At 71.4% G+C, this 24,061-nt stretch carries 24 protein-coding genes and 2 pseudogenes; 12 read left to right on the top strand and 14 right to left on the bottom strand.

Annotated features, from left to right (window positions below; translation table 11 throughout):
- Nucleotides 1-28 precede the first annotated feature (28 nt).
- From PPSIR1_RS16235 to PPSIR1_RS16225, 3 genes are read left to right on the top strand one after another with little or no spacing between them, the layout of a single operon-like run.
- The gene (locus tag PPSIR1_RS16235; protein ID WP_006972178.1) at nucleotides 29-1,075 is read left to right on the top strand and encodes a hypothetical protein; all 1,047 of its coding nucleotides are present in this window, start codon (nucleotides 29-31) and stop codon (nucleotides 1,073-1,075) included.
- Nucleotides 1,072-2,241: a hypothetical protein gene (locus PPSIR1_RS16230; protein WP_006972177.1), complete on the top strand. Its 1,170-nt coding sequence runs from the start codon at nucleotides 1,072-1,074 to the stop codon at nucleotides 2,239-2,241. The genes PPSIR1_RS16235 and PPSIR1_RS16230 overlap by 4 nt, the downstream gene beginning before the upstream one ends.
- A 49-nt stretch (nucleotides 2,242-2,290) precedes the next feature.
- A complete protein-coding gene (locus PPSIR1_RS16225; RefSeq protein WP_006972176.1) occupies nucleotides 2,291-2,980 on the top strand; it encodes a hypothetical protein in 690 nt (229 codons plus the stop codon).
- Between the two features lie 4 nt (nucleotides 2,981-2,984).
- On the opposite strand, the gene PPSIR1_RS16220 is transcribed toward PPSIR1_RS16225, so the two are convergent.
- Complete coding sequence (locus tag PPSIR1_RS16220; RefSeq protein WP_006972175.1) at nucleotides 2,985-4,238, bottom strand: hypothetical protein; 1,254 nt, start codon at nucleotides 4,236-4,238, stop codon at nucleotides 2,985-2,987.
- A 35-nt stretch (nucleotides 4,239-4,273) separates the two neighbouring features.
- On the opposite strand from PPSIR1_RS16220, the gene PPSIR1_RS16215 reads away from it, so the two are divergent.
- On the top strand, nucleotides 4,274-4,882 hold the full coding sequence (locus PPSIR1_RS16215; protein WP_157595619.1) for a hypothetical protein: 609 nt from the start codon (nucleotides 4,274-4,276) through the stop codon (nucleotides 4,880-4,882).
- A gap of 44 nt (nucleotides 4,883-4,926) precedes the next feature.
- Nucleotides 4,927-5,496, top strand: coding sequence for a hypothetical protein (locus PPSIR1_RS47905; protein ID WP_045116133.1), 570 nt, complete (start codon nucleotides 4,927-4,929; stop codon nucleotides 5,494-5,496).
- Between the two features lie 17 nt (nucleotides 5,497-5,513).
- On the opposite strand, the gene PPSIR1_RS16205 is transcribed toward PPSIR1_RS47905, so the two are convergent.
- Nucleotides 5,514-6,047: a hypothetical protein gene (locus PPSIR1_RS16205; RefSeq protein WP_006972172.1), complete on the bottom strand. Its 534-nt coding sequence runs from the start codon at nucleotides 6,045-6,047 to the stop codon at nucleotides 5,514-5,516.
- Nucleotides 6,048-6,198: 151 nt separating this feature from the next.
- Here PPSIR1_RS16205 and PPSIR1_RS16200 point away from each other — a divergent pair, with 151 nt between their 5' ends.
- Entirely contained in the window at nucleotides 6,199-6,855 is a 657-nt protein-coding gene (locus tag PPSIR1_RS16200; protein ID WP_045116132.1) for a hypothetical protein, read from the top strand.
- Nucleotides 6,856-7,034: 179 nt separating this feature from the next.
- Entirely contained in the window at nucleotides 7,035-7,892 is an 858-nt protein-coding gene (locus tag PPSIR1_RS16195) for a hypothetical protein (protein WP_006972170.1), read from the top strand.
- A gap of 211 nt (nucleotides 7,893-8,103) precedes the next feature.
- Here PPSIR1_RS16195 and PPSIR1_RS16190 read toward each other — a convergent pair whose 3' ends face one another.
- The 7 genes from PPSIR1_RS16190 to PPSIR1_RS50165 all read right to left on the bottom strand — a co-directional run bounded on the left by PPSIR1_RS16190 (nucleotide 8,104) and on the right by PPSIR1_RS50165 (nucleotide 13,208).
- Nucleotides 8,104-8,706, bottom strand: coding sequence for a nitroreductase family protein (locus PPSIR1_RS16190; protein WP_006972169.1), 603 nt, complete (start codon nucleotides 8,704-8,706; stop codon nucleotides 8,104-8,106).
- 96 nt (nucleotides 8,707-8,802) lie between these two features.
- Nucleotides 8,803-9,393 carry a protein N-terminal glutamine amidohydrolase gene (locus PPSIR1_RS16185; protein WP_006972168.1) on the bottom strand — a complete coding sequence of 197 codons (591 nt, stop codon included), beginning with the start codon at nucleotides 9,391-9,393 and terminating at the stop codon, nucleotides 8,803-8,805.
- On the bottom strand, nucleotides 9,390-10,319 hold the full coding sequence (locus PPSIR1_RS16180) for an alpha/beta fold hydrolase (RefSeq protein ID WP_006972167.1): 930 nt from the start codon (nucleotides 10,317-10,319) through the stop codon (nucleotides 9,390-9,392). The genes PPSIR1_RS16185 and PPSIR1_RS16180 overlap by 4 nt, the downstream gene beginning before the upstream one ends.
- Before the next feature lie 142 nt (nucleotides 10,320-10,461).
- Nucleotides 10,462-11,265 carry a hypothetical protein gene (locus tag PPSIR1_RS16175; RefSeq protein WP_006972166.1) on the bottom strand — a complete coding sequence of 268 codons (804 nt, stop codon included), beginning with the start codon at nucleotides 11,263-11,265 and terminating at the stop codon, nucleotides 10,462-10,464.
- Nucleotides 11,262-11,774, bottom strand: a complete 513-nt coding sequence (locus PPSIR1_RS16170) for an RNA polymerase sigma factor (protein WP_045116131.1) — start codon at nucleotides 11,772-11,774, stop codon at nucleotides 11,262-11,264. The genes PPSIR1_RS16175 and PPSIR1_RS16170 overlap by 4 nt, the downstream gene beginning before the upstream one ends.
- Nucleotides 11,775-11,898: 124 nt before the next feature.
- Complete coding sequence (locus PPSIR1_RS50755) at nucleotides 11,899-12,615, bottom strand: peroxiredoxin family protein (protein WP_157595618.1); 717 nt, start codon at nucleotides 12,613-12,615, stop codon at nucleotides 11,899-11,901.
- The gene (locus PPSIR1_RS50165) at nucleotides 12,612-13,208 is read right to left on the bottom strand and encodes an FKBP-type peptidyl-prolyl cis-trans isomerase (RefSeq protein ID WP_006972163.1); all 597 of its coding nucleotides are present in this window, start codon (nucleotides 13,206-13,208) and stop codon (nucleotides 12,612-12,614) included. The genes PPSIR1_RS50755 and PPSIR1_RS50165 overlap by 4 nt, the downstream gene beginning before the upstream one ends.
- A 368-nt stretch (nucleotides 13,209-13,576) precedes the next feature.
- Between PPSIR1_RS50165 and PPSIR1_RS16155 the strand changes: the two genes are divergently transcribed.
- Nucleotides 13,577-13,993 (top strand): hypothetical protein, encoded by a 417-nt coding sequence (locus tag PPSIR1_RS16155; protein WP_006972161.1) that lies wholly within the window; start codon nucleotides 13,577-13,579, stop codon nucleotides 13,991-13,993.
- Nucleotides 13,994-13,995: 2 nt separating this feature from the next.
- Here PPSIR1_RS16155 and PPSIR1_RS16150 read toward each other — a convergent pair whose 3' ends face one another.
- From PPSIR1_RS16150 to PPSIR1_RS16130, 5 genes are read right to left on the bottom strand one after another with little or no spacing between them, the layout of a single operon-like run.
- A complete protein-coding gene (locus tag PPSIR1_RS16150) occupies nucleotides 13,996-14,529 on the bottom strand; it encodes an RNA 2'-phosphotransferase (protein WP_006972160.1) in 534 nt (177 codons plus the stop codon).
- A complete protein-coding gene (locus PPSIR1_RS16145; protein WP_006972159.1) occupies nucleotides 14,526-15,176 on the bottom strand; it encodes an NUDIX hydrolase in 651 nt (216 codons plus the stop codon). Before PPSIR1_RS16145 ends, PPSIR1_RS16150 begins: the two co-directional genes overlap by 4 nt.
- Nucleotides 15,173-15,838, bottom strand: a complete 666-nt coding sequence (pncA, locus tag PPSIR1_RS16140; RefSeq protein ID WP_006972158.1) for a bifunctional nicotinamidase/pyrazinamidase — start codon at nucleotides 15,836-15,838, stop codon at nucleotides 15,173-15,175. The genes PPSIR1_RS16145 and pncA overlap by 4 nt, the downstream gene beginning before the upstream one ends.
- A gap of 37 nt (nucleotides 15,839-15,875) precedes the next feature.
- Entirely contained in the window at nucleotides 15,876-16,565 is a 690-nt protein-coding gene (locus PPSIR1_RS16135) for an NUDIX hydrolase (protein WP_006972157.1), read from the bottom strand.
- Nucleotides 16,566-16,575: 10 nt separating this feature from the next.
- Nucleotides 16,576-18,108 carry a nicotinate phosphoribosyltransferase gene (locus tag PPSIR1_RS16130; protein WP_006972156.1) on the bottom strand — a complete coding sequence of 511 codons (1,533 nt, stop codon included), beginning with the start codon at nucleotides 18,106-18,108 and terminating at the stop codon, nucleotides 16,576-16,578.
- A gap of 274 nt (nucleotides 18,109-18,382) precedes the next feature.
- Between PPSIR1_RS16130 and PPSIR1_RS16125 the strand changes: the two genes are divergently transcribed.
- The 4 genes and pseudogenes from PPSIR1_RS16125 (at nucleotide 18,383) to PPSIR1_RS16115 (ending at nucleotide 23,999) form a co-directional block, all read left to right on the top strand.
- Nucleotides 18,383-21,460 (top strand): fused MFS/spermidine synthase, encoded by a 3,078-nt coding sequence (locus tag PPSIR1_RS16125; RefSeq protein ID WP_006972154.1) that lies wholly within the window; start codon nucleotides 18,383-18,385, stop codon nucleotides 21,458-21,460.
- 159 nt (nucleotides 21,461-21,619) lie between these two features.
- Nucleotides 21,620-21,721 (top strand): annotated as a pseudogene (locus PPSIR1_RS51245) (hypothetical protein); the annotation flags it as partial.
- Between the two features lie 12 nt (nucleotides 21,722-21,733).
- Nucleotides 21,734-23,179 (top strand): DsbA family protein, encoded by a 1,446-nt coding sequence (locus PPSIR1_RS16120; RefSeq protein ID WP_006972153.1) that lies wholly within the window; start codon nucleotides 21,734-21,736, stop codon nucleotides 23,177-23,179.
- Nucleotides 23,180-23,183: 4 nt separating this feature from the next.
- Nucleotides 23,184-23,999 (top strand): annotated as a pseudogene (locus tag PPSIR1_RS16115) (SDR family NAD(P)-dependent oxidoreductase).
- The last annotated feature ends 62 nt before the right edge of the window (nucleotides 24,000-24,061 follow it).

Here is a 24,061-nt window from a genome sequence, read left to right as displayed (position 1 = left end):
CCGAGCCGCCGCGCTTGGGTTGTTGGTTGTGGTCTCTCCGGCTTGCGCCTCGCTGACCCTCGAGCTCCCACCGGCTCCGGATCCGCAGGTTCAGGCGGCGGCCTTCACCCAAGGGCGAGCGCTCGTCGACCTCGACCACCTCGCCCGCGTCGAGGCCCGGGCCGAGGCGGCGCCCGAGGACGTGCGCGCGCAGTGGCAGGCGGCCATGGCCTACTTGCGGGCGACCCTCGAGGGCCACGTCGACCAGCGCGCGCAGGCCGAGCGCTACCTCGAGCGGGCGCGCGGCCTCGACCCCAAGGCCGAGCGCGTGCCCGCGGCTCGGGTCCTCGCTCGCTTCTTGAACATGCGCTCGGCCGTGGGCGACTTTTCGCGGGTCGAGGAGCAGCGGGTGCTCTACGAGGAGCTGCTCGCAAGCGCGGGGCGGCCCAGCGCGGGGCGGAGCCGCTTCGACGCCGTGCACCTCGAGAGCTTGCACGCGAGCGTGGGGGCCATGGCGCAGTACGCCGACGGGCGCCCGCTCGCGGCGCTGCGCGCTCTGGCAGCGATGGAAGACGAGATGAGCGCCCACATCGCGGCGCACCCCGAAGACATCGACGCGCGGACCATGGCGGCGAACTTCGAGCTGACCTTCGCGGGCATCGTGCCCGTGGGCAGGCACGCGCGCTTGGAGTGGGGGACGGAAGAGCTGGCCGTGCAGCAGGCCCACTGGGATCAGCTCAGCCCCCGCGCCCGGAGCGAGGCCGTCGCGCCCAACGTGCGCACCGTGTTTGCGTTTCAGCTCGCCGAGGCCCTCGTCGCGGCGGGGGAGCTCGGCCGAGCCGAGGCGGCCTACGACGCCGTCATCGAGCTCGACGCGCGCGTGCCGGAGACGGCCCCTCGAGCGCAGCTCGTCGGCCTCGCCCAGGGGCGACTCGAGCAGCTGCGCGCGGGGGCGGGGTTCGACGAGGGGGAGCTGCTCCCGCCCTGGCCCCGGGCCGTCACGGGCTGCGTCGCCTGCCACTCGGAGACCGCGAATTTGCCCACCGAAGACCTCCACGCCGCGCCCCTGATTTCGTTCGTGGGAGGCCAGCCATGAGCCTGCGCCGAGCCGCGCTCGCGGTCGCGGCGTTGCTCGCCCTGGGTTGCCAGTCCAAGCCGGCGGGGCACCCTCAGCGCGGAGCCGGGGCGCAGGTGGCCAGCCCCGCCGCGCATACTCGCCAGGACGCGCCGGTGTCCGCCGAGCAGCTCGAGGTCCTCGGAGCCCTCGCCGCAGCGGCCGACGCCAACCCGGACGACTTCGCCGCGCGCAAGGCCTCGGGCATGGCGCACATGTGGGCGACCCTCGGCGGGGGTCTCGACTTGCGCGATCGGGCCGAGGCGGACCTCGAGGCCGCCTTCGCCCTCGACCCGAGCCACCGCGGCCTGAGCCGCGCCCTCGGGCGCTTTTACAACCTGCGCGCCGTGGCCGGAGACAGCAGCAAGGCGGACATGCAGGTGACCGTCTACGCCGCGCACCTCGGCGAGGCCTACGACCCGGAGACCGGCGAGGTCGACGTCGACGCCCTCGACACCTCGACCTTCGTCGCCTACAGCTTCTTCGAGCTCGGGCGCATCCTCGCGGCCAAGAACGCCGGCAAGCTCCTCGACGCCCTGCGCCGGGTCAAGGCCCTCGAGCGCGCCCTGGCCGAGCGCGCCGCGGCCCACCCCGACGACGTCGAGCTCCGCGCCCTGGCCGGGAATTTTTCCTTCTTCTTCGCCGGCAACATCCCCATGGACCGCGAGCGCCGGGTCGCCGACGCGGTGGCGTCCTTCGAGGTCCTGCGCGCGCGCTGGGGCGAGCTCACGCCCCGAGCCAAGGAGCGCAAGCACTGCCCCAATACCTACGAGAACTTCATGTTCGAGCTCGCCGAGGGCTACGCCGTGCTCGAGCGCGGCGACGAAGCGCGGGCGATCTACGCCGAGCTCGCCGCCATCGACGAGCCCTCGTCGATCGCTGGCGAGCGCCCGCGGACGCGGCCCCGGGAGCTCATCGCCACGGTCTCGCGCGAGCGCCTCGACAACCTCGACGCTTACCTCGGTGACATGCGCCTGATGCCGCCGTGGCCCAGCGACGCGGGCAATTGCGTGGTCTGCCACGCCTGGCAGGCGGAGGTCGGGTTGGGCTCGCTGCACGCGATCGATCGGGACGCCTTGGTCCGGGACCTGCTCGAGCTGCCGACGCAGACGGAGCTCGCGCCGGTGTTTGGCACGGCCCCGGAGTAGGGGCTTCCCCGCTTGTGGGCGCTCGGGGCCCCACCTAGGCTGGCGAACGATGGTCCGCGCGCGCTGCTTCGTCCCCGCCCTGTTCGCGTTCACCCTTCTTGGCTGCGCCGTGACCCACCCGCCGGACTACGAGCAGCTCGCCAGCGAGCCGCCCCTGGTCGCCGAGGCGACGCGGGGCGTCATGTACGGGGTCGCGCCGTGGTCCTGGGAGCTCCCCGACGGGCGGAAGATCTTGCTCGACTCGGAGCGGGGCTCGCTCGTGTCGGGGATGGGCCTCTACCGCCTCGACGCGGCCTTCGACGTGCAGTTCGACGGCGGCGGGACGAGGCTTCAGTGCGCGACGCAGCCCGAGGGCCCGGGCTTGCCCTCGACGCGCTTTGGCTGCTGGGACGAGGGCGGCCGGACGACCTTTTGGTTCGCCGACGGGGCGGCGTGCACCGCTCGTGACATCGGGGCGATGGAAACCATGACCACCCCCGAGTGTTGGCGGGGTGTGCTGGACATCGGCGGCTCGCAGTACAGGGTCGCCTACGCCCACACGGCCAAGTCCAAGATCGTGGTCGATCGCGTCACCTGGACCGACCCCGAGGGGCGGGTGGTCCAGGCGGCGAACATCGTCGCCGAGGCGCGCGTCGAGCTGTTCCACCCGGCGCCTGGGGCAGTCTCACCCCTCGACGGGGACACGCTGGTCCTGCACGCCCTCGCGCTGCATCGCTACTCGCAGCTGGCGAGCATGTAGGGGCTCACGGCGCGCAGACTTCGTCGGTGTCGAACTCGGCCGCGTAGTCGACCCCCTCGACCTCGAAGCCCCGGGTCCGCGCGTAGCCGGCCATGAAGCGCTCGTAGAGCGCCACGTCGAAGGTGTCGCCCTCGTTCAGCGCCTCGAAGCGCGCCGCGAGAGCCGACTGGACGTCCTCGGCGAGCTCGCGGTCGTCCATGCGGATCAGCCCCTCTTTGTCGGGCTGGGCCTCGCCGCCGAAGAAGTACTCCTGGAACATGCGGCGCATGCTGGCCAGGGGGTCCTCGTGGCGCGCGCCCATGACGTCGAGGAGCAGCGCCATGTACAGCGGGACGCCCGGGATGCCGCCGCTGGCCTCGGTGATCACCGCGGGGCCTTCGACGGCCACGGCGCGGCCCTGGAGCTGCTTGGACAGCTGGACGTCGAGGGCCTTGGTGGTGAACTCGAGGTCGGCCTTGGCGAGGCCGATGAGGCCGTCGCGGTACAGCGGCGCGTTGAGGGGGCTGCCGCGGTAGGAGATGGTCAGCAGGGTGTGGCCCTCGGCGAGGAGCTCGGCGCTCATCAGGTCCTGCATCCACGCCTCGACGATCTGCCCGCCCATGACGAACTGGGTGCGGATCGCCTCTTCGGGGGTGCCCGGCTTGATCTCGAGGTTGACGATGCTCGGCGGGGCGTCGTCGGTGGGGCCGGTGAAGGTCTTGACGACGGTGGTGTTGCCCAGGGGCTTGAGCGCGCTGGACACGGCCTTGCCGGTGCGCGGGTCGAGGCCCTTGGGCGCGGCGAGGGACCAGACCACGCCGGCGAGCTTTTGGCCCGGGAAGGTCTCGCGGATCGAGGCGATGACGCCGGCGCGGGCGGCCGGGTCGAAGGCGTCGATGTTGTGCGAGACGGCCTGGAGGCCCTTGGCCTTCAGCGCGCGCTCGATCGCCGCGTTGCGGTGCCAGCCGGGCGAGCCGATGCGGCGGATCTTGTTCTTGCTGTTCGGATCGGGCTGGCGATCGAAGCTGACGTTGATGGTGTGCGCGCCGTGGTCACAGGCCAGGGCCACGCGGGCGGCGGAGCCGAAGCCCCCGGAGCCGCCGACGACGAGCCACAGCCCGCCCGCGCCTGCCTCGGCCGAGGGGCCGTCGGCGCTGGCTCGCGCGATCATCCCTTCGGCGTCGCGCTGGGTGCCGACGGGGTGGAAATTGCCGGGGAAGATGACGTTCCCGGCGGCGCGCATGAACCGGAATTGAAACTTGGGGAGGGCGAGCTTCATGACGTCTGACCTTTGGCGGCGTGTACCATGCCGAGGTGGGCAAGCGCTCGCACACCGGCCTCTGGAAGCATCTGCGCGCCCTCGCTTCGCCTCGGAGCTGGCTCACGGTCGGGGCGCGGGCGAGCTGCGTCGTCCTCTGCCTGAGCCTCGGGATCGGCTGTGGGCCCACGCAGGCCTTCCGCAGCCGGAGCTGGGCGAGCCCGGAGTCCGGCCAGGGCGTCGCCGGGGTGGCCCAGCCGCACGCGCAGATCGAGGGGTTGGCGGTGGCGATCGAGGCGATCGAGTACGGGCCCGAGACCACCGTGATCCGGCTTGCGCTGACTCGGCCAGCGGCGCCCGAGGACGGCGCCCGAGGCGAGGGGGCCACCGTCGTGGAGCTCGAGGCCGCCTGCTTGGCCTGGCAGTCCCTCGAGTACGCGCCCGCGCGCCAACCCGAAGCCGTCGACGGCCGGGCGCGCGTGCCTGTCTCGGGTCCCCTCGAGCTGTCCTCCGGTCAGACCGTGGTCGTCGAGTTGCGCTACCGCCTGAGCCGGCCCCTGGTCAGCAGCGGGGCGCGCCTGATCTTGCGAGCCGTCGAGGTGGACGGGGTGCCGTCGATCGATCTGCCGACGCTGACGGTCCCGGCCTGGCCCCCGGCGGCGTAGTCGTGCTCGCGCGCTGCATCGAGATTGGTGATAGTGGTCGGAGCATGATGGAGCGTTCTCTTCACCTTCGCGTCTGGCCGCTCGCGCTCGTCCTCTACCTCGCGCCTGGCTGCGGGGATGATGGGGCGCCGTCCGAGGGCGGCGAGGAGATCGGGGCGACGGAGTCGGAGGAGTCGACGAGCACGGAGGAGTCGACGGAGTCGGAAGAGTCGACGAGCACGGAGGAGTCGACGGAGTCGGAAGAGTCGACGAGCGCGGAGGAGTCGACGGAGTCGGAAGAGTCGACGAGCGCGGAGGAGTCGACGGACACGGAAGAGGAGAGCTGCGAAGACAACGCCTTCATCGGCGAGGGCGTGAACCAAGACGACTGGGGCGTGGGCATCTTTTGCGACTCGCTGTGGGTGTGCGTCGACGACCAGCTCGCGGCGACCCTCGGCGAAGACAGCCAGTGGATCTGCGCCCCGGGAGGCTCGGGCTACGACAGCTGCCCCGAGCAGGCCTGCGAGTTCATCGGGCGCCAGCCCCTCCTCAGCGAGGCCGACCTCGAGTCCATCTGCGCGGTCTTGGCCCTCCCGGGCGTGGACGCGGTCTACTGCATGACCCTGGGCGGTTGAGCCGGGAGTGGCTCGGCTCAGGGGACCTGCTGGGGCTCGACGCAGCTCCCGAGGGACTCCTGACAAAAGCCGTTGACGCACGCGCCGTCGGAGCACGGTCCGTCGTCGGAGCAAGCGATGGTTCGGCAGCCGTGGGCGCGGGCGTGGACCGGGCCGGAGACCGCGGCCTCGGGGTCGCAAGCCATGTGGTCGGGGCAGGTGTGGCCCTGGTCGCAGGGCGTGGCCTCGCAGGCCCCGGACGCGCCGCAGGTGTAGCCTTCGAGGCAACCGCCGGGCTCGCAGGGCGCCCGGCACTCGGAGCCGACGCCGTCGGGGCTGCAGGGGTCGGGGACGGCGTGACAGCGCTGACTCGCGTCGCAGTCGGAGTCACTGTTGCATTGCTCGTTGGCCGGGATGCCGCAGACCTGGGGGTCGTTCGGCCCCGAGCACTCGAGGCTCCCGCTGCAGTCGCTGCTGTCGCGACAGCTCGAGCCTTCGCCGCAGCCAACCAGACCCAAGGTGGCGGACAGAGCCACCCCACAGACCATCACGAGGATCAGGGAGCGCGCCATGAGGGATGATTGCACGGGCACCCCGGTCGGTCACCGCCTTCGGTCGAGAGCCCCAGCGCGGGCACGGGCGAGGTCGAAGGGAAGGGCTTACGGCGGCGTCGAGGTCATCGCCAACTTCATCCGGCAGCAAGACTTCGCTATGGTTGGCGGCGTGAAGCCCCACGCCCGCCTCGCCCTGTCCGCTCTGGTCGCCGCCTCGCTCCTCGCCTGCGAGCCCTACGACGGGCCCAAGGCCAAGCCCGGCATCGACCCGAGCAGCGAGCGCGAGGTGCAGTGGCCGGCGGAGGCCAAGCCGCGGCCCAAGCTGCCCAAGGTCCAGCCCGCGATGGCGCGCGCGCCCGAGTCCACGCCAGTCGAGCCCCCCGCGGATCCGGCCCTCGCCGGGCAAAAGGAGGCGCTCGCGGGCATCGGCCGGGCGGCCCTCGACGCCCTGCGCGGCGGGAAGCTCGACGACCTCGTCGCGCTCACGCCCCTGGCCGAGGGTCCGCTCGAGGCGGCCTGCGCCGAGCGGGAGCTGCCCAACACCGCCGAGGAGCTGAAGGCGCGCTTCGACTTTTGCCGCCGGGAGATCGACTTCGACAAGCTCGCCGACGCCAAGATCCTCGCCAGCCGCCCCACGGGCCAGCCGGCCCAGGGCTGCAGCGGCGGCCTCGAGGACTACGGCCGGCTGCAGATGTACCTGACCCTCGAGGACGACTCGATCCACCGCGTCGAGTTCTACGGGGCCATCGGCAAGGACGGAGAGGTCGTGGGGATCGACGGTCCGATCATGTGCAAGGCCGTCGACGCGATCCCGGCGAGCCGCTGACGCGACGTCCGTTCTGGGGTTGAACCGGGGTGCTGAGGGAGGGGATGGCCAGGCTACGGGCCACCTCGACCTTCCCAGTCTGAGCTGCGCTGCAAGGCACGCGCGCCAGGGCCGAAGAGGCAGCGATGCCTGGCGCACTTCATCAAGGAATCCTCGCGCTCTTCCGAGACGACCCGTGGATGGCGTTTGAACTCGCTCGACTGGAGCGCCCACCTGGCCTCGAGGCGCTCCTCGACCGGCAGGGGGCGCTCGACGCCTTCGACGTGGATCTGGCGCGGCGGCAGCTCTTGCCGGATCTGGTGTTGGTCGCTGACGGGCAGCAGGGCAGGGGAGGCGGCGGAGGCCTGGTCCTCACCGTCGAGGTCCAGAGCCGCACCAATGGCCACAAGCGCTGGCGAATCCCCCACTATCAGGCTGCGCTGGCCGACGAGCATGCGCGCGAGACCTGGGTCGTGGTGGTGTCCTTCAGCGCCGGGGTGTCCCGACATCTGGCCGCCTGGGCGGAGACCGGGCCGCCGCGCTTCGAGGTGATCGTGCTCGACGCGAGCCGGGTGCCGGCGGGCTACGACATGGCCAAAGCCCTGGCGAGGCCGAGCGCAGCCGTGCTGGGGGCAGCCTTGCATGCCTGCCGGGGTGACCTCGACGTCGCGCGCTGGGGGCTCGAGGTCGTGTCGCGGCTACCTGCCGAACGGCGCATGCGTGACGCGACCACGATTTTGGCTGCGGTAGACAAAGACATGCGCCTCACGCTGATTCAAGAGTTTCCCTTCGCGCCCGACGACGATCGCCTCCTGGAGATCGAGCGCCGGAGCGGCACTTATCACTTCGGCCACGAGGAGGGCCGCCTGGAAGAGCGCCGCTCCATGCTGAAGACGATGGTGCACGCGCTCTTGGAGGTTCGGGGGATCGCTCTGTCCGACCGCGAGCGGGCTCGCGTCGACGACGAGACGCGAGTCGAGGCGCTCGAGCGATGGGCCGAGCTTGCACGTACGATCACGTACGCTGAGGCCTTGTTCGAGCCTTCCGCGTCTCGCTAGAGCACCGACAGTCGAGAGCTCCCCCGCTCGCCGACGTCGCGGGGGGCGCTCCGTGACTCGGAGGCTGTCAACGAATCCACGCCCCCGCTTGCGGGGGCGACCACCAGCCTTCTCGAAGGTACGAACTCCATTGCCCACCAAGCCAAAGCGGAGGAGCGGACAGCGACGAAGCGCCCCCGGTCCTCAGATGCCTGTGGGGGTAGAGCAGAGCTCAGAATTTGTCGCGGATGACGACGTCCTCGTAGGGCAGCTGGCCGCCCCGCGGGAAGGGATCGGCGACGGGCTTGCCGACGGCGATCATGAACGAGACCACGTGATCGTCGGGGAGGTTGATGAGCTCGCCGACCGCGGGGTAGTCGAAGCCGTCCATGGGGCAGGTGTCGTAGCCCATGGCCTTGGCCGCGAGCATGATGGTCTGGCCCGCGATCCCGCACGAGCGCATCGCCTCGTCGCGCTGCACCTGCTCCTTGTCGTTGTAGTAGTTGTGGATCGCCGGGACGATGAAGTCGGAGACGGCCTGGGGCGCGTTCTTCCAGTAGCGCGTGGGCTCCCGGGTCCACGCCGCGAGGTCGGCGCACAAGATGATCAGCAAGGAGCAGTCGGTGACCTGCGACTGGTCCCAGGCCGCGGCGCGCAGCTGCTTGCGGAGCTCGGGGTCCCGGACCGCGACGAAGCGCCAGTTTTGAATGTTGAAGGCGGTCGGGGCCAGCATGGCGAGGGACAGGAGTCGGCGCTCCTCGTCCTCGCTCATGGTGTGGTTGGGGTCATAGGCTTTGACGGCGCGGCGCGCCTGGATCGCTTCGAGGGTGTCCACGGCCACGATGGTCGTCGCGAAGGGGGGCGATGGACAACCCCGAATCGGGCGTGCGCCCGCGCGGATTGCAGCGTTCGGAAAAGCAGATGCTCGAGCTCACTCGCCCAAGCGCGCGGCGAGGCCCGAGAGCTCGAAGACCTCGCCGAGCGCGTCGGGCCCGAGGGCGCGCGTGTCCAGGAAGGCGTCGAGGTTGGTCTGGACCGGGGCGCTTTCGACCACGCCGAGGGCGGGCCAGGGCGGGGGCGGCTGGATCCACCCGCCCGCCTCGTCGCGCATGTGGCTGCGGTCGCTGATGAAGCGGGCCTGGTAGAGGGCCCCGGGGACGAGGCGAAAGCTGGGCCGGAACTCGGGCGGGACCACGCCCTGACCGCGGAAGCTGGCGTGCAGCCAGGGGATCGCGGGGGTGATCAGATCGCCGGCGCCGTCGAGGTCCCAGACGCGCCACGGCGAGCCCTCGCTGGCCGGGCCGCGGGCGACGAAGACCACGTGGTAGTCCCAGGCCAGGGGCAGGTCGGGGTCCTCGGCCAGGCGTTGGCCCCACATGGCCACCCGCCGGGCGGGGTTGGTGATGAACAGGGCGTGGGGCTCCCGCTCGGCGAACTCGGCCTCGCCGCACAGGTGCCACACGTTCTCCTCGCAGTAGTAGGGCCAGTAGCGGTGGCCGTGGCGGGTGGCGGGCTCGCTCACGCGTCCGTCCGCTGCCAGCTGCGCAAGAAGGGGAGCACGACGGCGGCCACGGACTCGGGATCGTCGAGGTGCACGTGGTGGTTGCCGTCGAGGTTGACGACCTCGCAAGGCGCGTCGCGGCTTTGCAAGGTCGCGATGCGGGCCTCGACCATCTTGGGGTCGTGGGGCCAGCCCGTGTTCGCGCGGACCAGCAGGACGGGGCAGCGGATCGCCGCGAGGAAGGTGAGCACGGACTCTTCGGTCAGGCGCATGCGCGAGTCGATGCGCAGGGCCGGATCGGCCCGCCACTCCCAGCCATGCTCGGTCTCCACGAGGCCCCGCTCAGCCAGGGTCCGCGCCGAGGCTGGGGTCAGCTTCGTGGCCGCGAGCAGGCGCTCGATGGCGGCGTCGAGGCTCGGGTAGGCGCTGTGCTCCCCGGCGGCCGCCCGGGCCTCACGGACCTCGCGCTTGCGGGCCTCGACGCGCAGGGAGCGAGCCAGGCGCTTGGGCGCGAGCTTGGCCTCGTCGCCCAGGGGCCCGAGGCCGTCGAGGAGGATCAGCTGGTCGACGCGCTTGGGCACGGCGCCGGCGATCAGCGTCGAGATGCCCGCGCCCATGGAGTGGCTCATGAGCGTGAAGGACGGCCAGCCGAGGGCGTCGGCGGCCGCGAGGGCGTCGGCGGGCCAGTCGATGAAGTGATAGTGGCCGAGCTTGCGGTCGGACAGGCCGTGGCCGGGGAGGTCGAGGGCGACGATGCGCAGGTCCATGGCCGCGCACAGCCGGGGCGCGAGGCCGTCGAAGCTGGCGGCGTTGTCGAGCCAGCCGTGCATCGAGAGGATCGGGCGGGCGCCGGGCCGGCCCCAGGCGCGGGCGCGCACGCGTCCCTCTCCGAGCAGCCAAGGGACGGGCAGCTCGAGCTCTTCGGCCTGGGGCAGCGTCGCGGTCACGCCCGACTCATGGCGCGAATCGGCGGCGCTGGCAAGGGGGCTAGCAGGCTCCTAGCAGTCGCCCACGGGTTCAGCGCCAGCTGAGTCCGTGGACGATGCTTTCGTGGATCATGGGTCCCGGCGCGGCCGGGGTGGGCGACTGCTAGGGAGACGTCGCGCACTCGAGGGGCTCGAGCTCGACGACGGGCGCTGGACCGAAGCGTGCGCGGCACAGCTGGCCGGCATGCGCCGTGGTCGTGCCCTGTCCGTCGGCGATGGTGAGCTCGCCCGTGATCACGTCGAGCTCGATCCCCACGCCCGCGTGGGCGCTGACCATGAACCGAGCGCTGGGTGTCTCGACGGTGAGCCCATCCACGGCGAAGCGCCACGGCGCCGAATCCTCGCGGGCCGGCAGGTCGACCCAGGCGCGACCCTCGAGCAAGGCCAGCACGCCCGCGTCGTTGCGCAGCAGGCTCGAAGGGTGGAGCTCGAGCTGGGCGTCGCCGTTTGACAGGCGCGCGGAGGCCTCGGCCCCGAGCTGCAAGCTCGCGCCGTCTTCGAGGGTGGAGCCTGCGTCGAGATCGGGCGCGTCCTCGTCCCCAGCGTCGGCTGGACGGCAGTGGTTCTCCCCATCGAGGGCTTCCACGCGCCAAATGGCGGGAGCGGGGGCGGTCTGCGTCGGCGGAGCCTGGGCGACGCGCGGGCTTGGGTCCGGGACGGGCCGAGCGCGCCACGCAAACCACAGCGCGAGGGCGGCGGCGACACAGACGGCCACCCACCAGCCCGCGCTCGACTTCGGCGGCGGCGCGGCGGCTTCGGGTTCGCGGGCGGGGAGCTCGAGGGCGGGCGCTTCGGGGGCGCGCAGAGGCGCGAGCTGCCCCTCGAGTCGCGCGGCGAGCTCGTCGAGCTCACCGGTGCTCGCGGCCTCCGGGTCCCACAGACGATCCTCGGCTTCGGGCCCGCTCATGCCCCGCCCTCCTCGAGGATCGCCTTGAGCTTGGTCATCCCGCGGTGCAGGTTGACGCGGACCGAGCGAGGCGTGAGCCCCGTCTTTTTCGCGATCTCGGGCCCGCTCATACCCTCGACGAGGCGCATCACCAGGGTCTCGCGGTAGGCGGGCGAGAGCGCTTGGATCGCGCGCAGGACCTCGCGGGCCTCGGACACGGGCGGCATCGGGGCGCCGCGCTCGGGCATGGCGACCCGCGTGGGCTTGGCCCGGTGATGGTTGTGGCAGCGGTTGCGCGCGCAGGTGGCCAGCCACGCCGGGAAGCGGGCGGGGTCTTGGAGCTGATCGAGGCGCTGCCACGCCGTCAAGAACACGTCCTGGCTGATGTCGTCGGCCTCTTGCCAGCCGACGTGGGCGAGCACGATCGACCGAACCACCGCCCAGTAGCGGCGATACAGCCGCTGAAAGGCCGCCGCGTCCCCGGCCTTCGCCGCGCGCACCCACTCGACCTCATGGGGCTCTCCCGCCATCGATGCTTCGTCCGGCACCCGCCCGAGAGCGGGGGCCATGCGCGCCAGGTTTGGCATCCGGAGTGTAGGACACGGCCCGCGCCGAAGTGTTAACAGCCCGCTCGCGCCCAAGTTCATGGCGAGCTCACGTCGGGGCAGGGCTGGCGTCGCGCTCGGCCAAGAGCAGCTCCACGGCGCGCTGGGCATCGGCGAAGTCTCGCCGGCACAGGTCGTGGTCTGGCGGTCCCTCGGGGTGGAACTCGGGGCCGGGGTGGATCCAGCGCACGCGCCCCTCGGCGTCGATCAGGAAGCTCGTCGAGGTCGCTCGCCGCGCGCCTTCCCCCCGCCGCAGCCACCAGCTGTCGAGGGTCGACCAGTGGCGATCGATGGCGATCGGGATCTCCAGCTCGAGCTGAGCGGCCCGCCGTGTCAGCGCCTCGAGATCGATGCGCTCGCCCCGAGGCTTGGGGTGGAACACGCCGATCACCACGAGGCCGTCGTCGGCGAAGCGCTCGTGTAGGCGCATGAGCCCGGGCGCGCTGGCCTCGCAAAAGGGGCACTCGTCCGTCCAAAAGCGGACCAGCACGACCTTGCCGCGGAGGTCTTCGAGGCTCTCGATGGGCTGCCCGGCGGGCTGGCTGAACCAGCGCAGGTCGGGGGAGAAGGGCTGGGCGGCGGTCCCGATGAGCTCTCGGCCGCCGCGCGACTCTGGAAACGCCGCGGCGCTGGGGCTGGCGGTGGGCGCGGGCTCGGGCTCGGGCTCGGGCTCGGGCTCGGGAGCACAGGCCAGGAGCCCGAGCAGCACCAGCACGGCGCGAGCGCGGCGAGTCAGGCCCCCTCGTCGATGGATTCGCGCGCTCATGAGCCTTTCTCGAGGAGCTCGACCTCGAACACCAGGACCTCGTTGGGGCCGATCACCGCGCCCGCGCCGGTCTCTCCGTAGGCCAGCTCCGGGGGGATGTAGAGGCGGCGCTGTCCGCCGACACGCATGCCGATCAGGCCCTCGCGCATGCCGGGGATCATACCCCCGAGCGGCATGGCGATCGGCTCGCGCAGCAGCGTCGAGTCAAAGGCGCAGCCGTCCAGGAGGTAGCCGGTGTAGGCGAAGGTCACCAGATCCCCGTCGGCGACCGGCTCGCCCTCGCCCTCCGCGCGTACGAAGATGCCCAGGCCGCTCGCTCGCCAGTCGTAGTCTTCGGGCTCTCCCGCCTCGAAGGACTCGCCGGCGAGGAGCTGCTCGTCGATGCAGGCGCGCTCCTCCGCGGCGCTGGGTGCTTCGGGCTCTGGTTCGGCTGCTTCGGGTTCTGGGTCTGTTTCGGATTCGCTCTCGTTCTCGAGCAAGCAGTCCTCGGGGCTCGCCGCGAGCTCCTGCGCGGCTTGGGCAGAGCAAGCACAAGCCAGGAAGGAGGCGAGCAGGGCGAGGCGTCCGCGTGTGAGGCTGTGGTTGGTGGGCACGACCAGGAGACACCGCGAGGGGGCCAGGCGTTAACAACCCGCGGTGAGATTTTCAGGGGCACGCGTCCGCGTTGCCCGAGATCGTCGCGTCGCCGGTGTCGCCCCCGAGCTCGAAGGCCGTGAGTAGGTCCTCGGCCAGGCAGGTGGGCCCGTCGAGGGGCTCGAGCTCCGAGCTGGGCGCGACGGGAGCGGGTCGGGCAGGGGCTCTTGCTCGCCCTCTTCGCTGGATTCGTCGGCCTCGTCCGAACCTTCGGAGCCGGCGTCGTCTGAGTGGGCCTGGGAACAATGCCAGCTGCGGCGACGACCATTGGCGACCTGGGCGCACCGAGTGGCAGACAACCCGCCAGCGCTCTGTTAGCTTGCGAGCGATGTTCGAGCCCAGAGTTCTCGCTTGTCTGTGCCTGCTCGCAGGTGCCTGCGCCCCGGCTGGCGCCGCGTCTTCGACCCCCGAGGGCTACACCCCCACGCCGGGATCGTCGACCTTTTACCAGGTCGAGGACAACGCCTACGGCATCAAGGCGATCCACGAGCTCGAGGCCCGGGCGCCCTTCGAGCTCGATTGTCCCGCCGAGCAGCTGGTCTACACCAAGCTCGGCAGCGTGCATCAGGTCGGGGTCACGGGCTGCGGGCGCAAGGGTGTGTACAAGCTCGTGCCCTACACCGGGTGGGTGCTCAACACCATGATCCAGCAGGCTGCGCCCGAGCCAGCGGCTGCGCCTCAGCCAGCGGCTGCGCCAGCGACGGAGGACGGAGCTGCGCCCCCGCACGCGCCCTTCCCCGAGTAGCCTCAGTTGGCCACGCGCAGGTGCTCCGGCGGGACGCGCTCGCACAGCCACACGCCGTTGGCGCTGACGAAGAAGCGGTGCCCGTCGGCGGCCATGGTCGCCGCGTCGACGAGGAGGATCACCGGCGGACCCCGGCGCGCGCCGACTTGCCGCGCGGTCGCCTCGTCGGCGCTCAGGTGGACGTGATGGCGCGCCTTGGGGATCAAGCCCTCGCGCAGGATCGAGTCGACAAAGCGCCGAGGCGTGCCGTGGAAGAGCTGGGCCGGCGGCGGGCGCTCGTCGAGCTCGAGATCGACGGCGATGGAGTGGCCCTGGACCGCGCGGATGCGGGCGCCGTCGGAGGACAGGATAAAGCGCTGCTTGCCGTCGGCGGCCACGTGGGTCTCGAGCTCGGCGCGGCTCAGGGCGTGGCCGCGCTCGGCGAAGGCGGCGAGCAGAGCCTCGACCTCCATCCAGCCGTGGGCGTCGACGCGCAGCCCCCAGGCCTCGGGCTCGTGGCGCAGCAGCCAGGCCAGGCGCTTGCCGAGCTGGCTCATGGCTTCGCGGCGGTGGTCGTGCGCGCGGCCTGATCCGCGCTGGGGGTGCGCGCGGCCTGATCCGCGCTGGGGGTGCGTGCGGCCTGATCCGCGCTGGAAGTGCGTGCGGCCTGATCCGCGCTGGAAGTGCGTGCGGCAAAGTAAAGCCCGGACCAGATCTTGAGGTCGATGGTCAGACCCTCGGCCTCTTTTTGCGCGAGCCAGGCCGGGACCGCGTCGAGGGCGACGAGGTGCACGGTGATGTCCTCGTGCTCGTCGCCGCCGCCCTCGCCCACGCGGGTCAGGCCGTGGGCGACGAAGAAGATCATCCGCTCGTCGCTGAGCCCGGCGGTGCTCGTGCCGGCGGCGACTCGCTCGAGCCGCTCGGCGCGAAAGCCCGTCTCTTCTTCGAGCTCGCGCAGGGCCCCGATCTCCGGGGCCTCGTCCTCTTGCCCGGCGATGTCACCGATGAGCCCAGCGGGGAGCTCGATGACCGCGCCGCCCACGGCTGGGCGGTCTTGCTCGATGAGCACCAGCTCGCCGGCCTCGGTCACGGCCACGAGGATCGCCGCGGTCCCGCCGACGGTGCGCTGGCAAAACTCCCAGCGCCCGCGCTTGACCAGGCGCAGCCACTTGCCCTCACCGATGATCTCTTCGTTCGCGTTCAACTCGCCGTCTCCTGCATGGCAGTGTTGGCCAAGAGCGCGGCGCTGTCGACCACCTGCGCGCCGGCCTCGCGGAGGGCGGTCACGGCCGCCTCGCCGTCCCCGGGCTGGAGGTTCACCGCCCGCGTCGCGTCGGCGATCAGCGTGGTCGCAAAGCCGAGCTCGAGGGCGTCGAGGGCCGTGAACTTCACGCAGTAGTCGAGGGCCAGGCCGCACACGTGCACGGACTCGACGCCCCGCTCGCGCAGCCAGTCGCCGAGGCCGGTGGCCTTGCGCCGGCCGTTGTCGAAGAAGCCGCTGTAGCTGTCGACGCCGAGCTCCGTGCCTTTTTGAAACACCGCGTCGAGGCGCCCGCGGCGGGCCTCGAGCGCACCGTGGAGCGCGGCGCCGGGGCTGTCCTGCACGCAGTGCACGGGCCACAGGACCTGGTCGAGGCCGTCGAGGTCGATGACCTCCCCGACCTGCCGCGCGTCGTGGTTGGCCGCGAAGCTGCGGTGCTCGGCCGGGTGCCAGTCCTGGGTCGCGACCACGGTCGCGTAGTCGCCGGCGTCGAGCAGGGCGCGGATCGGGGCGAGCACGGCGTCCCCCTCGGGCACGGCCAGGGCCCCGCCGGGCAGGAAGTCCGGCTGCAGGTCCACGATGATCAGGGCGGTGTTCGGGTCCATGGTGCGCTCCTCAGCCGCGATGCGGCGGGTTGGGGGGTCAGATCTCGAAGGAGAAGCCTTGCTTGACGAGCTTGCGGTAGCGCCGATCGTCAAACTTGTAGAGCCGCGCGGCCCGGTGGGCGACGTCCTTTTGGACCTCGTCGAGGGCCACCAGCAGGTCCATGCCGAGGATCTTCTTGCGGAAGTTCCGCTTGTCGAGCTTGCGCTCGAGGATGGTCTCGTACATGCGCTGCAGCTGGGTCAGGGTGAACTTGCGCGGCAGCAGCTCGAAGCCGATGGGCTGGTAGCGGACCTTGCCCTTGAGCCGGGCCAGGGCGACCTCGAAGATCTCCCGATGGTCAAAAGCCAGCTCGGGCAGGTCGTTGACGTCGAACCAGGCCGCGTCGGCGGCGTCCGTGGCCGCCTTGACCTTGTGGTCGGAGAGCTTGACCAGGGCGTAGTAGGCCACGGTCACCACGCGCTCTCGCGGGTCGCGGTCGATGCCGCCGAAGGTGTAGAGCTGCTCGAGGTAGACCTTGCGCAGGCCGGTCTCCTCTTCGAGCTCGCGCAGGGCGGCCTCGTCGAGGGTCTCGTCGACGTGCACGAAGCCGCCGGGCAGGGCCCAGCGCCCCTCGTAGGGCTCTTGGCCCCGGCGAATGAGCAGGACCTGGAGGTCTTGCTCGTCGAGGCCAAAGACGGCGCAGTCGACGGTCAGCGCGGGGCGGGCGTACTCGTAGGAAAAGGGCATGATCGGCTCGTCATTCGTTGGCGCCGTGGCTGGCGATGAGCTCGGCCTTGAGGGCGGCCAGGCGGGGCTCGAGGGCCACGGGGTAGGTGTCGGGGGCGTCGCAGCGGCGCACGCGCTCGGGCAGCGCCGCGATCTCGCACGAGGCTCGCGCGCGGGTCTGGGCGAGGGCGGGGGCGCCATCGGCCCAGGCGCCTGCGCGGGCGCCCTGGCGCAGGACGGGCTGGAGCAGGTCCTCGACCTCGACCTCGCTCGCGCGGGGGAGGCTCAGGGGTGCTTCGGAGGTCGGGTCGATGGTCCGCGCCGCGACGGGCTCGTCCGCGAGCTCGACGGACCCAAACTCGACGTCGTAGACCAGATCGAGGCGGGCCTGCCCGCTCGCGTCGCGCATGCGCCGGACCTGCAGGATGCCTGGCGTCGAGGTCTTGATCGGCGTGCTCGACAGCTTGACCATGCGCCGCCAGGGCGCCCTCGCGTCGGGGCGCAGGGCCGAGAGCTTGTAGACCCCGCCGAGGGCCGGCTGGTCGTAGGCCGTGGCCAGGCGCGTGCCCACGCCCCAGACGTCGATGCGAGCCCCGGCCTGCTTGAGCGCCGCGACGCGGTACTCGTCCAGGTCGTTGGACGCGACCACCTTGGCGTCGGGGAAGCCGGCCGCGTCGAGGCGCTCGCGGGCGCCGATCGACAGGGCCGCGAGGTCCCCCGAGTCCAGGCGAATCCCGCCCATCTCGTGGCCGCGCGCGCGCAGCTGCTTGCCGACCGCGATGGCCCGGTCGACGCCGCGCAGGGTGTCGTAGGTGTCGACCAGGAACACGCAGTTGTTGGGCAGGGCGCTCGCGTAGGCCTCGAAGGCCTCGACCTCGCTGGGGAAGGCCATGACCCAGGCGTGGGCGTGGGTGCCCCGCACGGGGATGCCAAAGCGCTCGGCCGCGGCGACGTTGGAGGTGCCCAGGCAGCCGCCGACGTAGGCGGCTCGGCTCGCCGACAGCCCGCCGTCGAGGCCCTGGGCCCGGCGCAGACCAAACTCGAGCACCGGGTCGCCCTCGGCCGCGGCGACGATGCGCGCGGCCTTGGTCGCGATCAGGGTCTGGAAGTTGAGGATGGTCAGCAGCCCGGTCTCGAGCAGCTGGCACTGGACCAGGGGCCCGCGCACGCGCAGCAGGGGCTCGTGGGCGAAGCAGGCCGTGCCCTCGGCCATGGCGTCGAGGTCGACGGTGGGCGTCAGGGCGCCGAGCCAGTCGAGGAAGCCCGGGTCGAACAGGGGCTGGCCGTCGTTGCCGGTCAGCGTGGCCAGGTAGGCGCGCTGGCTCGCGTCGAAGCCGAGGGCTTCCACAAATTCAACGGCTTGCTCGAGGCCGCAGGCGAGGGCGAAGCCGCCGGAGCCGTCGTGGCCGCTGCGCTTGGCGAAGGGGTGCTTGCGAAAGCCGAGGTGGAACACGGCCTCCTCGTCGGCGCGACCCAGCTTCCAGTAGCCCTGGGCCATGGTCAGCTGGTAGAGGTCGGTCTGCAGGCCTGAGTGCCGTGTGGTGCGGGGGGCGGTGTCGGTCATGCGCGTGCTCGCTGTCGCTGGGATGGACCGGGCTCGATCTTGGTGTATTTCATACACCAAGAAATTTTCTTGACCAGGTCTAGCCGAGCTCGAGCCGCGCCGGGTCCCCTCGATGGTCGCCGAGGCGCAGGCGGGGCGGCAAGCGCGGGGGGCGGCGATTGGGAGCCTTCTCTCGCCACACCACTGGACACTGGCACAGCGGGCATCGAGCGGGCGGGAGCTCGGTCGGGCTGGGGGAGGCGCGCCGGTCCGCGTCCGGTATGCTCCGCCGCCTATGGGCCGCTCGCGGCACCTCTTCCTCCTCTTCTTCCTCTCCGGCATCAGCGGCCTCGTCTACGAGTCGCTGTGGTCGCGCTATCTCAAGCTCTTCGTGGGCAGCGCCGCGACGGCGCAGATCCTGGTCCTCGCCCTGTTCATGGGCGGGATGAGCCTCGGATCGCTGCTCGCTGGGCGCATGAGCGCGCGCATCAAACGGCCGGTGCTGGCCTACGGCGCGGTCGAGGGCCTGGTCGGCCTCTATGCCCTGGCCTTCCCCACCCTCTACGCCGGGGTCACCCGCCTTTGCTACGACACCCTGTTCCCGGCCGTCGGCGGAGGCGGGGTCGGGGTGGTCAAGTGGACCGCGGCGGCCTTGCTGATCATCGTGCCGTGCACGCTGCTGGGCACGACCTTCCCGCTCATGAGCGTGGGCATCTTGCGCCGCGATCGCGAGCGCTCCGGCGAGATCCTCAGCTTCCTCTACTTCTCGAACAGCTTCGGCGCGTCCCTGGGCGCGCTGATCACCGGCTTCTTCCTGGTCCCGCGCCTGGGCCTGCCGGGGACCCTGGCGGCCGCGGCCGCGCTCAACCTGGGCATCGCCGCGGTCTGCCTGCGCGAGCGCAAGCGCGACGCCGACGCGCCCATCGCCGAGGCCGAGCTGGCCGAGGCTGACGACGCCGAGGATGGGGAGAGCGAAGAGGACGAGTCCGAGGTCGCCCCCGAGGGCGAGCGCCGCTCCCTGCTCGTCCTCATGCTGGCCATCGCCATGGGCACGGGCCTGAGCTCGTTCATGTACGAGATCGGCTGGATCCGCATGCTGTCCATGGTGCTCGGGTCCGCGACCCACTCCTTCGAGGTCATGCTCTCGGTGTTCGTGCTGGGCCTGGCCCTGGGCGGGCTGTGGGTCCGCAAGCGCATGGACAAGTTCGAGCGCCCGGAGCTGACCCTGGGCCTGGTCCAGCTGTTCATGGGCGTCGCCGCGGTCGCGACCATCCCGCTCTACCGCGCGGCCGTGTCCGGCGTGGGCGGGGTGTTCTGGCTGTCCCGGGAGTACCTCGACGACGAGCGCACCCTCGGCCTGTGGGTGCTGTTCAACGTCGCCCGCTACCTCATCTGCCTGATCATCATGCTGCCGGCGACCTTCTGCGCCGGCATGACCTTGCCCCTGGTCACCCACGTGCTGCTGCGCCGCGGCCACCCCGAGGCCTCCGTGGGTCGGGTCTACGGCGTCAACACCCTGGGCGCGATCATCGGGGCCGTGAGCGCGGGGCTGATCCTGCTCCCGCTCATCGGGCTCAAGGCGGTGATCGTCATCGGGGCGATGATCGACATGGTCCTCGGGGTGTGGATCGTGGTGCGCGAGAACAAGCTGCGCCCGAGCCCGCAGGTCAAAAAGCTGATCCGCTCGACGACCCTGGCCACGGTGTCCACGGCGATCATCGGCTTCGGCATCTTCGACGTGAACCCGCGCAACCTGGCCTCGGGCGTGTTCCGCCGGGGCACGGTCGAGATGCACGAGGACTACGAGGTGCTCTTGCACGAGGACGGCCGCACGGCCACGGTCACCGTCACCCACGACACCGCGCGGCCCGGCTACCACACCCTGTTCACCAACGGGAAGCCCGACGCCTCGATCCGCACCATCCGCTGGCCCGAGGGGCGCGAGCACCACGAGGGCCCGGTGATGGCCGGCGACGAACCCACGCAGCTGCTGATCGGCATCATCCCGCTCCTGGCTCGCCCCGACGCGACCGAGGCCGCGGCGATCGGCATGGGCTCGGGCGTGTCGAGCCACACCCTGCTCGCCTCGCCGACCCTCGAGCGCCTCGACACCATCGAGATCGAGCCCTTCATGGCCGAGGGCGCCAAGCTCTTCCACCCCATCAACCGGCGCACCTTCGAGGACCCGCGCAGCCACATCATCTTCAACGACGCCAAGGCCTACTTCGCCGCGGCCGAGGCCAAGTACGACATCGTCGTGTCCGAGCCCTCGAACCCCTGGGTCGCCGGGGTCTCGAGCCTGTTCACGGTCGAGTTCTACGACGAGATCTCGCGCTACCTAAAGGATGATGGATTGCTGTGCCAGTGGATGCACGGCTACGAGCTCAGCGACGCCCTGCTGCTCTCGGTGTTCGCCGCCCTCGACAGCCGCTTCCCCGACTACCGGGTCTACCGCGTGGGCAACCGCGACTGGTTGATCCTCGCCAGCAAGCAAGAAGACGGCGTGGGCAAGCTGCACGGCGAGGTGCTCGACGGTTGGCCCGACCTGGCCGCCGAGGCGGCGCTGCTGGGTATCCACGACCAGTCGCAGATCGACGCCCTGCTCGTCGCCAACGACGAGCTCCTGCGCCCCTACCTCGCCGACATCCAGCCCAACACCGACGCCCACCCCGTGCTCGACTCGGGCGCCGAGAAGGCCCGCTTCTTCCGGCGCTCGGCCGAGGCCATGCTCGAGCTGCGCTTTTTGCCCCTGCCCATCGCCGAGATCATGGGCGGCCTCGATCGCCGCTTCTACACCGAGCGCATCCCCGACCGGCGGACCAAGGACCACGTGCTCGAGGAGCCCGAGCGCGCGCTGTTCTTGATGCGCCTGTTCGAGGACGACGACCGCGAGGGCTACACGGGCTCGGCGGCGATCGGCAGCTACTTCACCCAGCGCGACAACCTGAAGGCCCAGCCCGGCGAGACGCTCACCGCCAAGGCCTGGCTCGACTCGGTCTACGGCGTCTACTACGAGACCGCGCCGTGGATCGACCTGGCCAGCACGCCCTTTTGGGCCGAGGTCCTCGACACCGCGCGCTCGGACGCCGTCACGCCCCCGGTGCGTCGGGGGGTCGAGCTCTTCGACGCCGTCGCGCGCCGGGACGGGGAGGCGATGGTCGAGCTGGCGATGGTCGAGCTCGAGTCCGAGGACTCGGTGATCCACAACCGCATCCTCGCGCTCGCGGCCGCTCTGGGCATGGTCAGCGAGGGGGCGCCCCTGGCCGAGCGCCGGGCCTTCGCCAAGCAGCACATGCGGCCCTACCTGGCCGGCGAGAGCGTGACCAGCGAGGACATCGCCTACGCGATGTTGGTCGCGTGGATGGAGCAGTGAGCTTCGGGCTAGACTGCGGGCGAGACCGGCGGGACAGACGAGTCGGGGGAGACCGGCGGCACGGAGACCGGGACGACGGAGGAGACCGGGGTCGCGGACGAGGACGCCGGAACGGGCAGCAACGCCGACGAGGGCGAGGAGGCCCCGAGCAGCTGCGCGTGCACCTCGAGCCCCGAGCAGCCGGCGCCCTGGCTCGGCACGAGCTTCGCGCTCCTGCTCGGCCTGGCTGGTCTGCGCCGCCGTCGCGCTCGAGCCTGCTAGTACACTCCCGCCATGGGAGCCCGTCCCCTGCGTCCGCGCGGCCTCGCGTCGATCTTGGCCCTCGCCCTCGGTGCCGCGGCGCCCGGGTGCAAGGGCGGCAACCCGGTCCCGCCCAAGGACGAGCCCGCAGGCACGGATGAGGGCGCAGGCGAGGGCGAGGGCACAGCCGAGGGCGTGGCGGTCGTCGACGAGGACGGGCGCATCGAGCCCGACCCCGAGCAGATCGCCGCGGGCGTGCCCTACCTGCGCTTTCGCATCGACGTCAGCGACTCGCCGAGCCGCGGCCCCGCCGACGCGCCGGTGACCATCGTGATGTTCTCGGACTTCGAGTGCCCCTACTGCGACGAGGCCCTGGCCACCGTCGCCTCCGTCGAGGCCGAGTACGCCGGGCAGATCCGCTTCGTCTACAAGGCGATGCCGCTGAACACCCACCCCAACGCGCTCACGGCCGCGCTCATCGGGCACTCGGCCCGGGCCCAGGGCAAATTTTGGGAGTGGCACGATCGCGTGTTCAGCGGGCGGGGCATCGACGAGCTGACCCTCGATCGCTACATCGCCGAGCTCGAGCTCGACCGCGAGCGCGTCACCCGTGAGCTCGACGAGCTCGCCTACGCCCCGGCCGTGCGCGCCGACTTGCGCGCGGCCAAGCGCCTTCGCCTGCGCTCGACGCCGGTGTTCTTCATCAACGGGCGCATGCTCGCCGGCGCTCGGTCCAAGGGCGTGTTCAGCCACATGGTCGAGCAGGAGCTCGACCTGGCCGCGGGCCTGGCCGAAAAGGGCGTCGCGGCCGGGGAGCTCTACGACTACGCGACGCAGTGGGGCTACACGGCCATCGAGTACACCGACGCGCGGCCGGAGCTCGACGAGGACTCGGTCTACCCCGTGCCGATCGGCAGCTCACGGGTCCGCGGCCCCGCCGACGCGCCCATCACCATCGTCGCCTTCTCCGACTTCCAGTGCCCCTTTTGCGCCCGCGGCCACGCGACCATGGAGGCGCTGCGGGCCCGCTACGGCGACGAGGTCCGCTTCGTGTTCAAGCACTTCCCGCTGCCCGGGCATCCCCTGGGGGCGCTCGCGTCCCGGGCCAGCTTCGCGGCGACCTCCGACGAGCAGTTTTGGGCCTTCCACGACGCCGTGTTTGCGACGGGGGCCCGCTACGAGGCTCAGGATCTACTGCGCATCGGTCGGGAGCTCGGGATGGACCAGGTCGCCCTCGAAGAGGCGATGCTCGGCGAGCAAAACGACGCGACCATCGAGGCGGACCTCGAGCTCGGGGAGGCCCTGGGGCTGACCGGCACGCCGGCTTACTTCATCAACGGTCGGCCCATCGTGGGGGCGGTGCCGCTGCTCGACTTTCGCATGTTGATCGCCGAGGAGCTCGCCCGCGTCGAGGAGGCCAAGGCCCAGGGGGTCGCGGCGGGGGACATCTATGGGCACCTGACGGGGGCGGAGGACTGAGGCGATGGCGACGGTCGAGCTGCGCGGACGCAGGATCTTGCTGACCGGGGCTTCGCGGGGCATCGGGACGCACGTGGCCTTGGCCCTGGCGCAGGGCGGGGCGAAGCTCGTGCTCACGGCGCGCTCGGCCGAGGCGCTCGGGGCCATCGCCGCGCGCTGCGAGGCGGCGGGGGCCGAGGGGGTGACGACCATTCGCGCCGACTTGCTCGACGCGGACGATCGCGGCCGCGTCCTCGCCGAGGCGGGGGAGCTGGACGTGCTCATCAACAACGCGGGGGTCGAGTACACCAAGCGGCTGCTCGCGCAGAGCGACGCCGAGGTCGAGCGTCAGCTCGCGCTCAACCTCCACGTGCCCATCGAGCTCAGCCGCCGGGTGCTCCCGGGGATGCTCTAGCGTGGGTCGGGGACCATCGTGAATGTCGCGTCGATGTCGGCGAAGGGGCCCACGCCCTTCAACTCGATCTATGCGGCGACCAAGTATGGGCTGGCTGGGTTCACCCACTCGCTGCGCGTCGAGCTTCATGGCACGGGCGTGCACGCGGGGGTGGTGTGTCCGGGCTTCGTGTCCGAGGGGATGTGGGGGCGGACGGGGTTGAAGGCGCCGGCGGTGTTGAAGGAGGTCACGGCGGGGCAGGTGGTGCGGGGGGTGATGAAGGCGATGGGGGGGGCGGGGGAGGTGCTGGTCACGGCGGGGCCGGTGCGGCCCTTGTTGGCGTTGTTTCAGATGTTTCCGGGGTTGGAGGGGATGATGATGCGGCGGACTGGTGTGGTTCGGGTGTTGGCGGAGCGGGCGGAGTTGGCGGAGTCTGGGGACTCGTAGGGCTGATCGGAGACTTGTTTCTGGTTTGTTGGGGGGCTCGGCTCTGGTGGAGAGCGGGCACG

The sequence above is a fragment of the Plesiocystis pacifica SIR-1 genome (assembly GCF_000170895.1).
GTDB lineage: Bacteria > Myxococcota_A > Polyangia > Nannocystales > Nannocystaceae > Plesiocystis > Plesiocystis pacifica.
The sequence above is the reverse complement of the archived record's forward strand: the minus strand, read 5'-3'. Positions and strand labels throughout refer to the sequence as shown.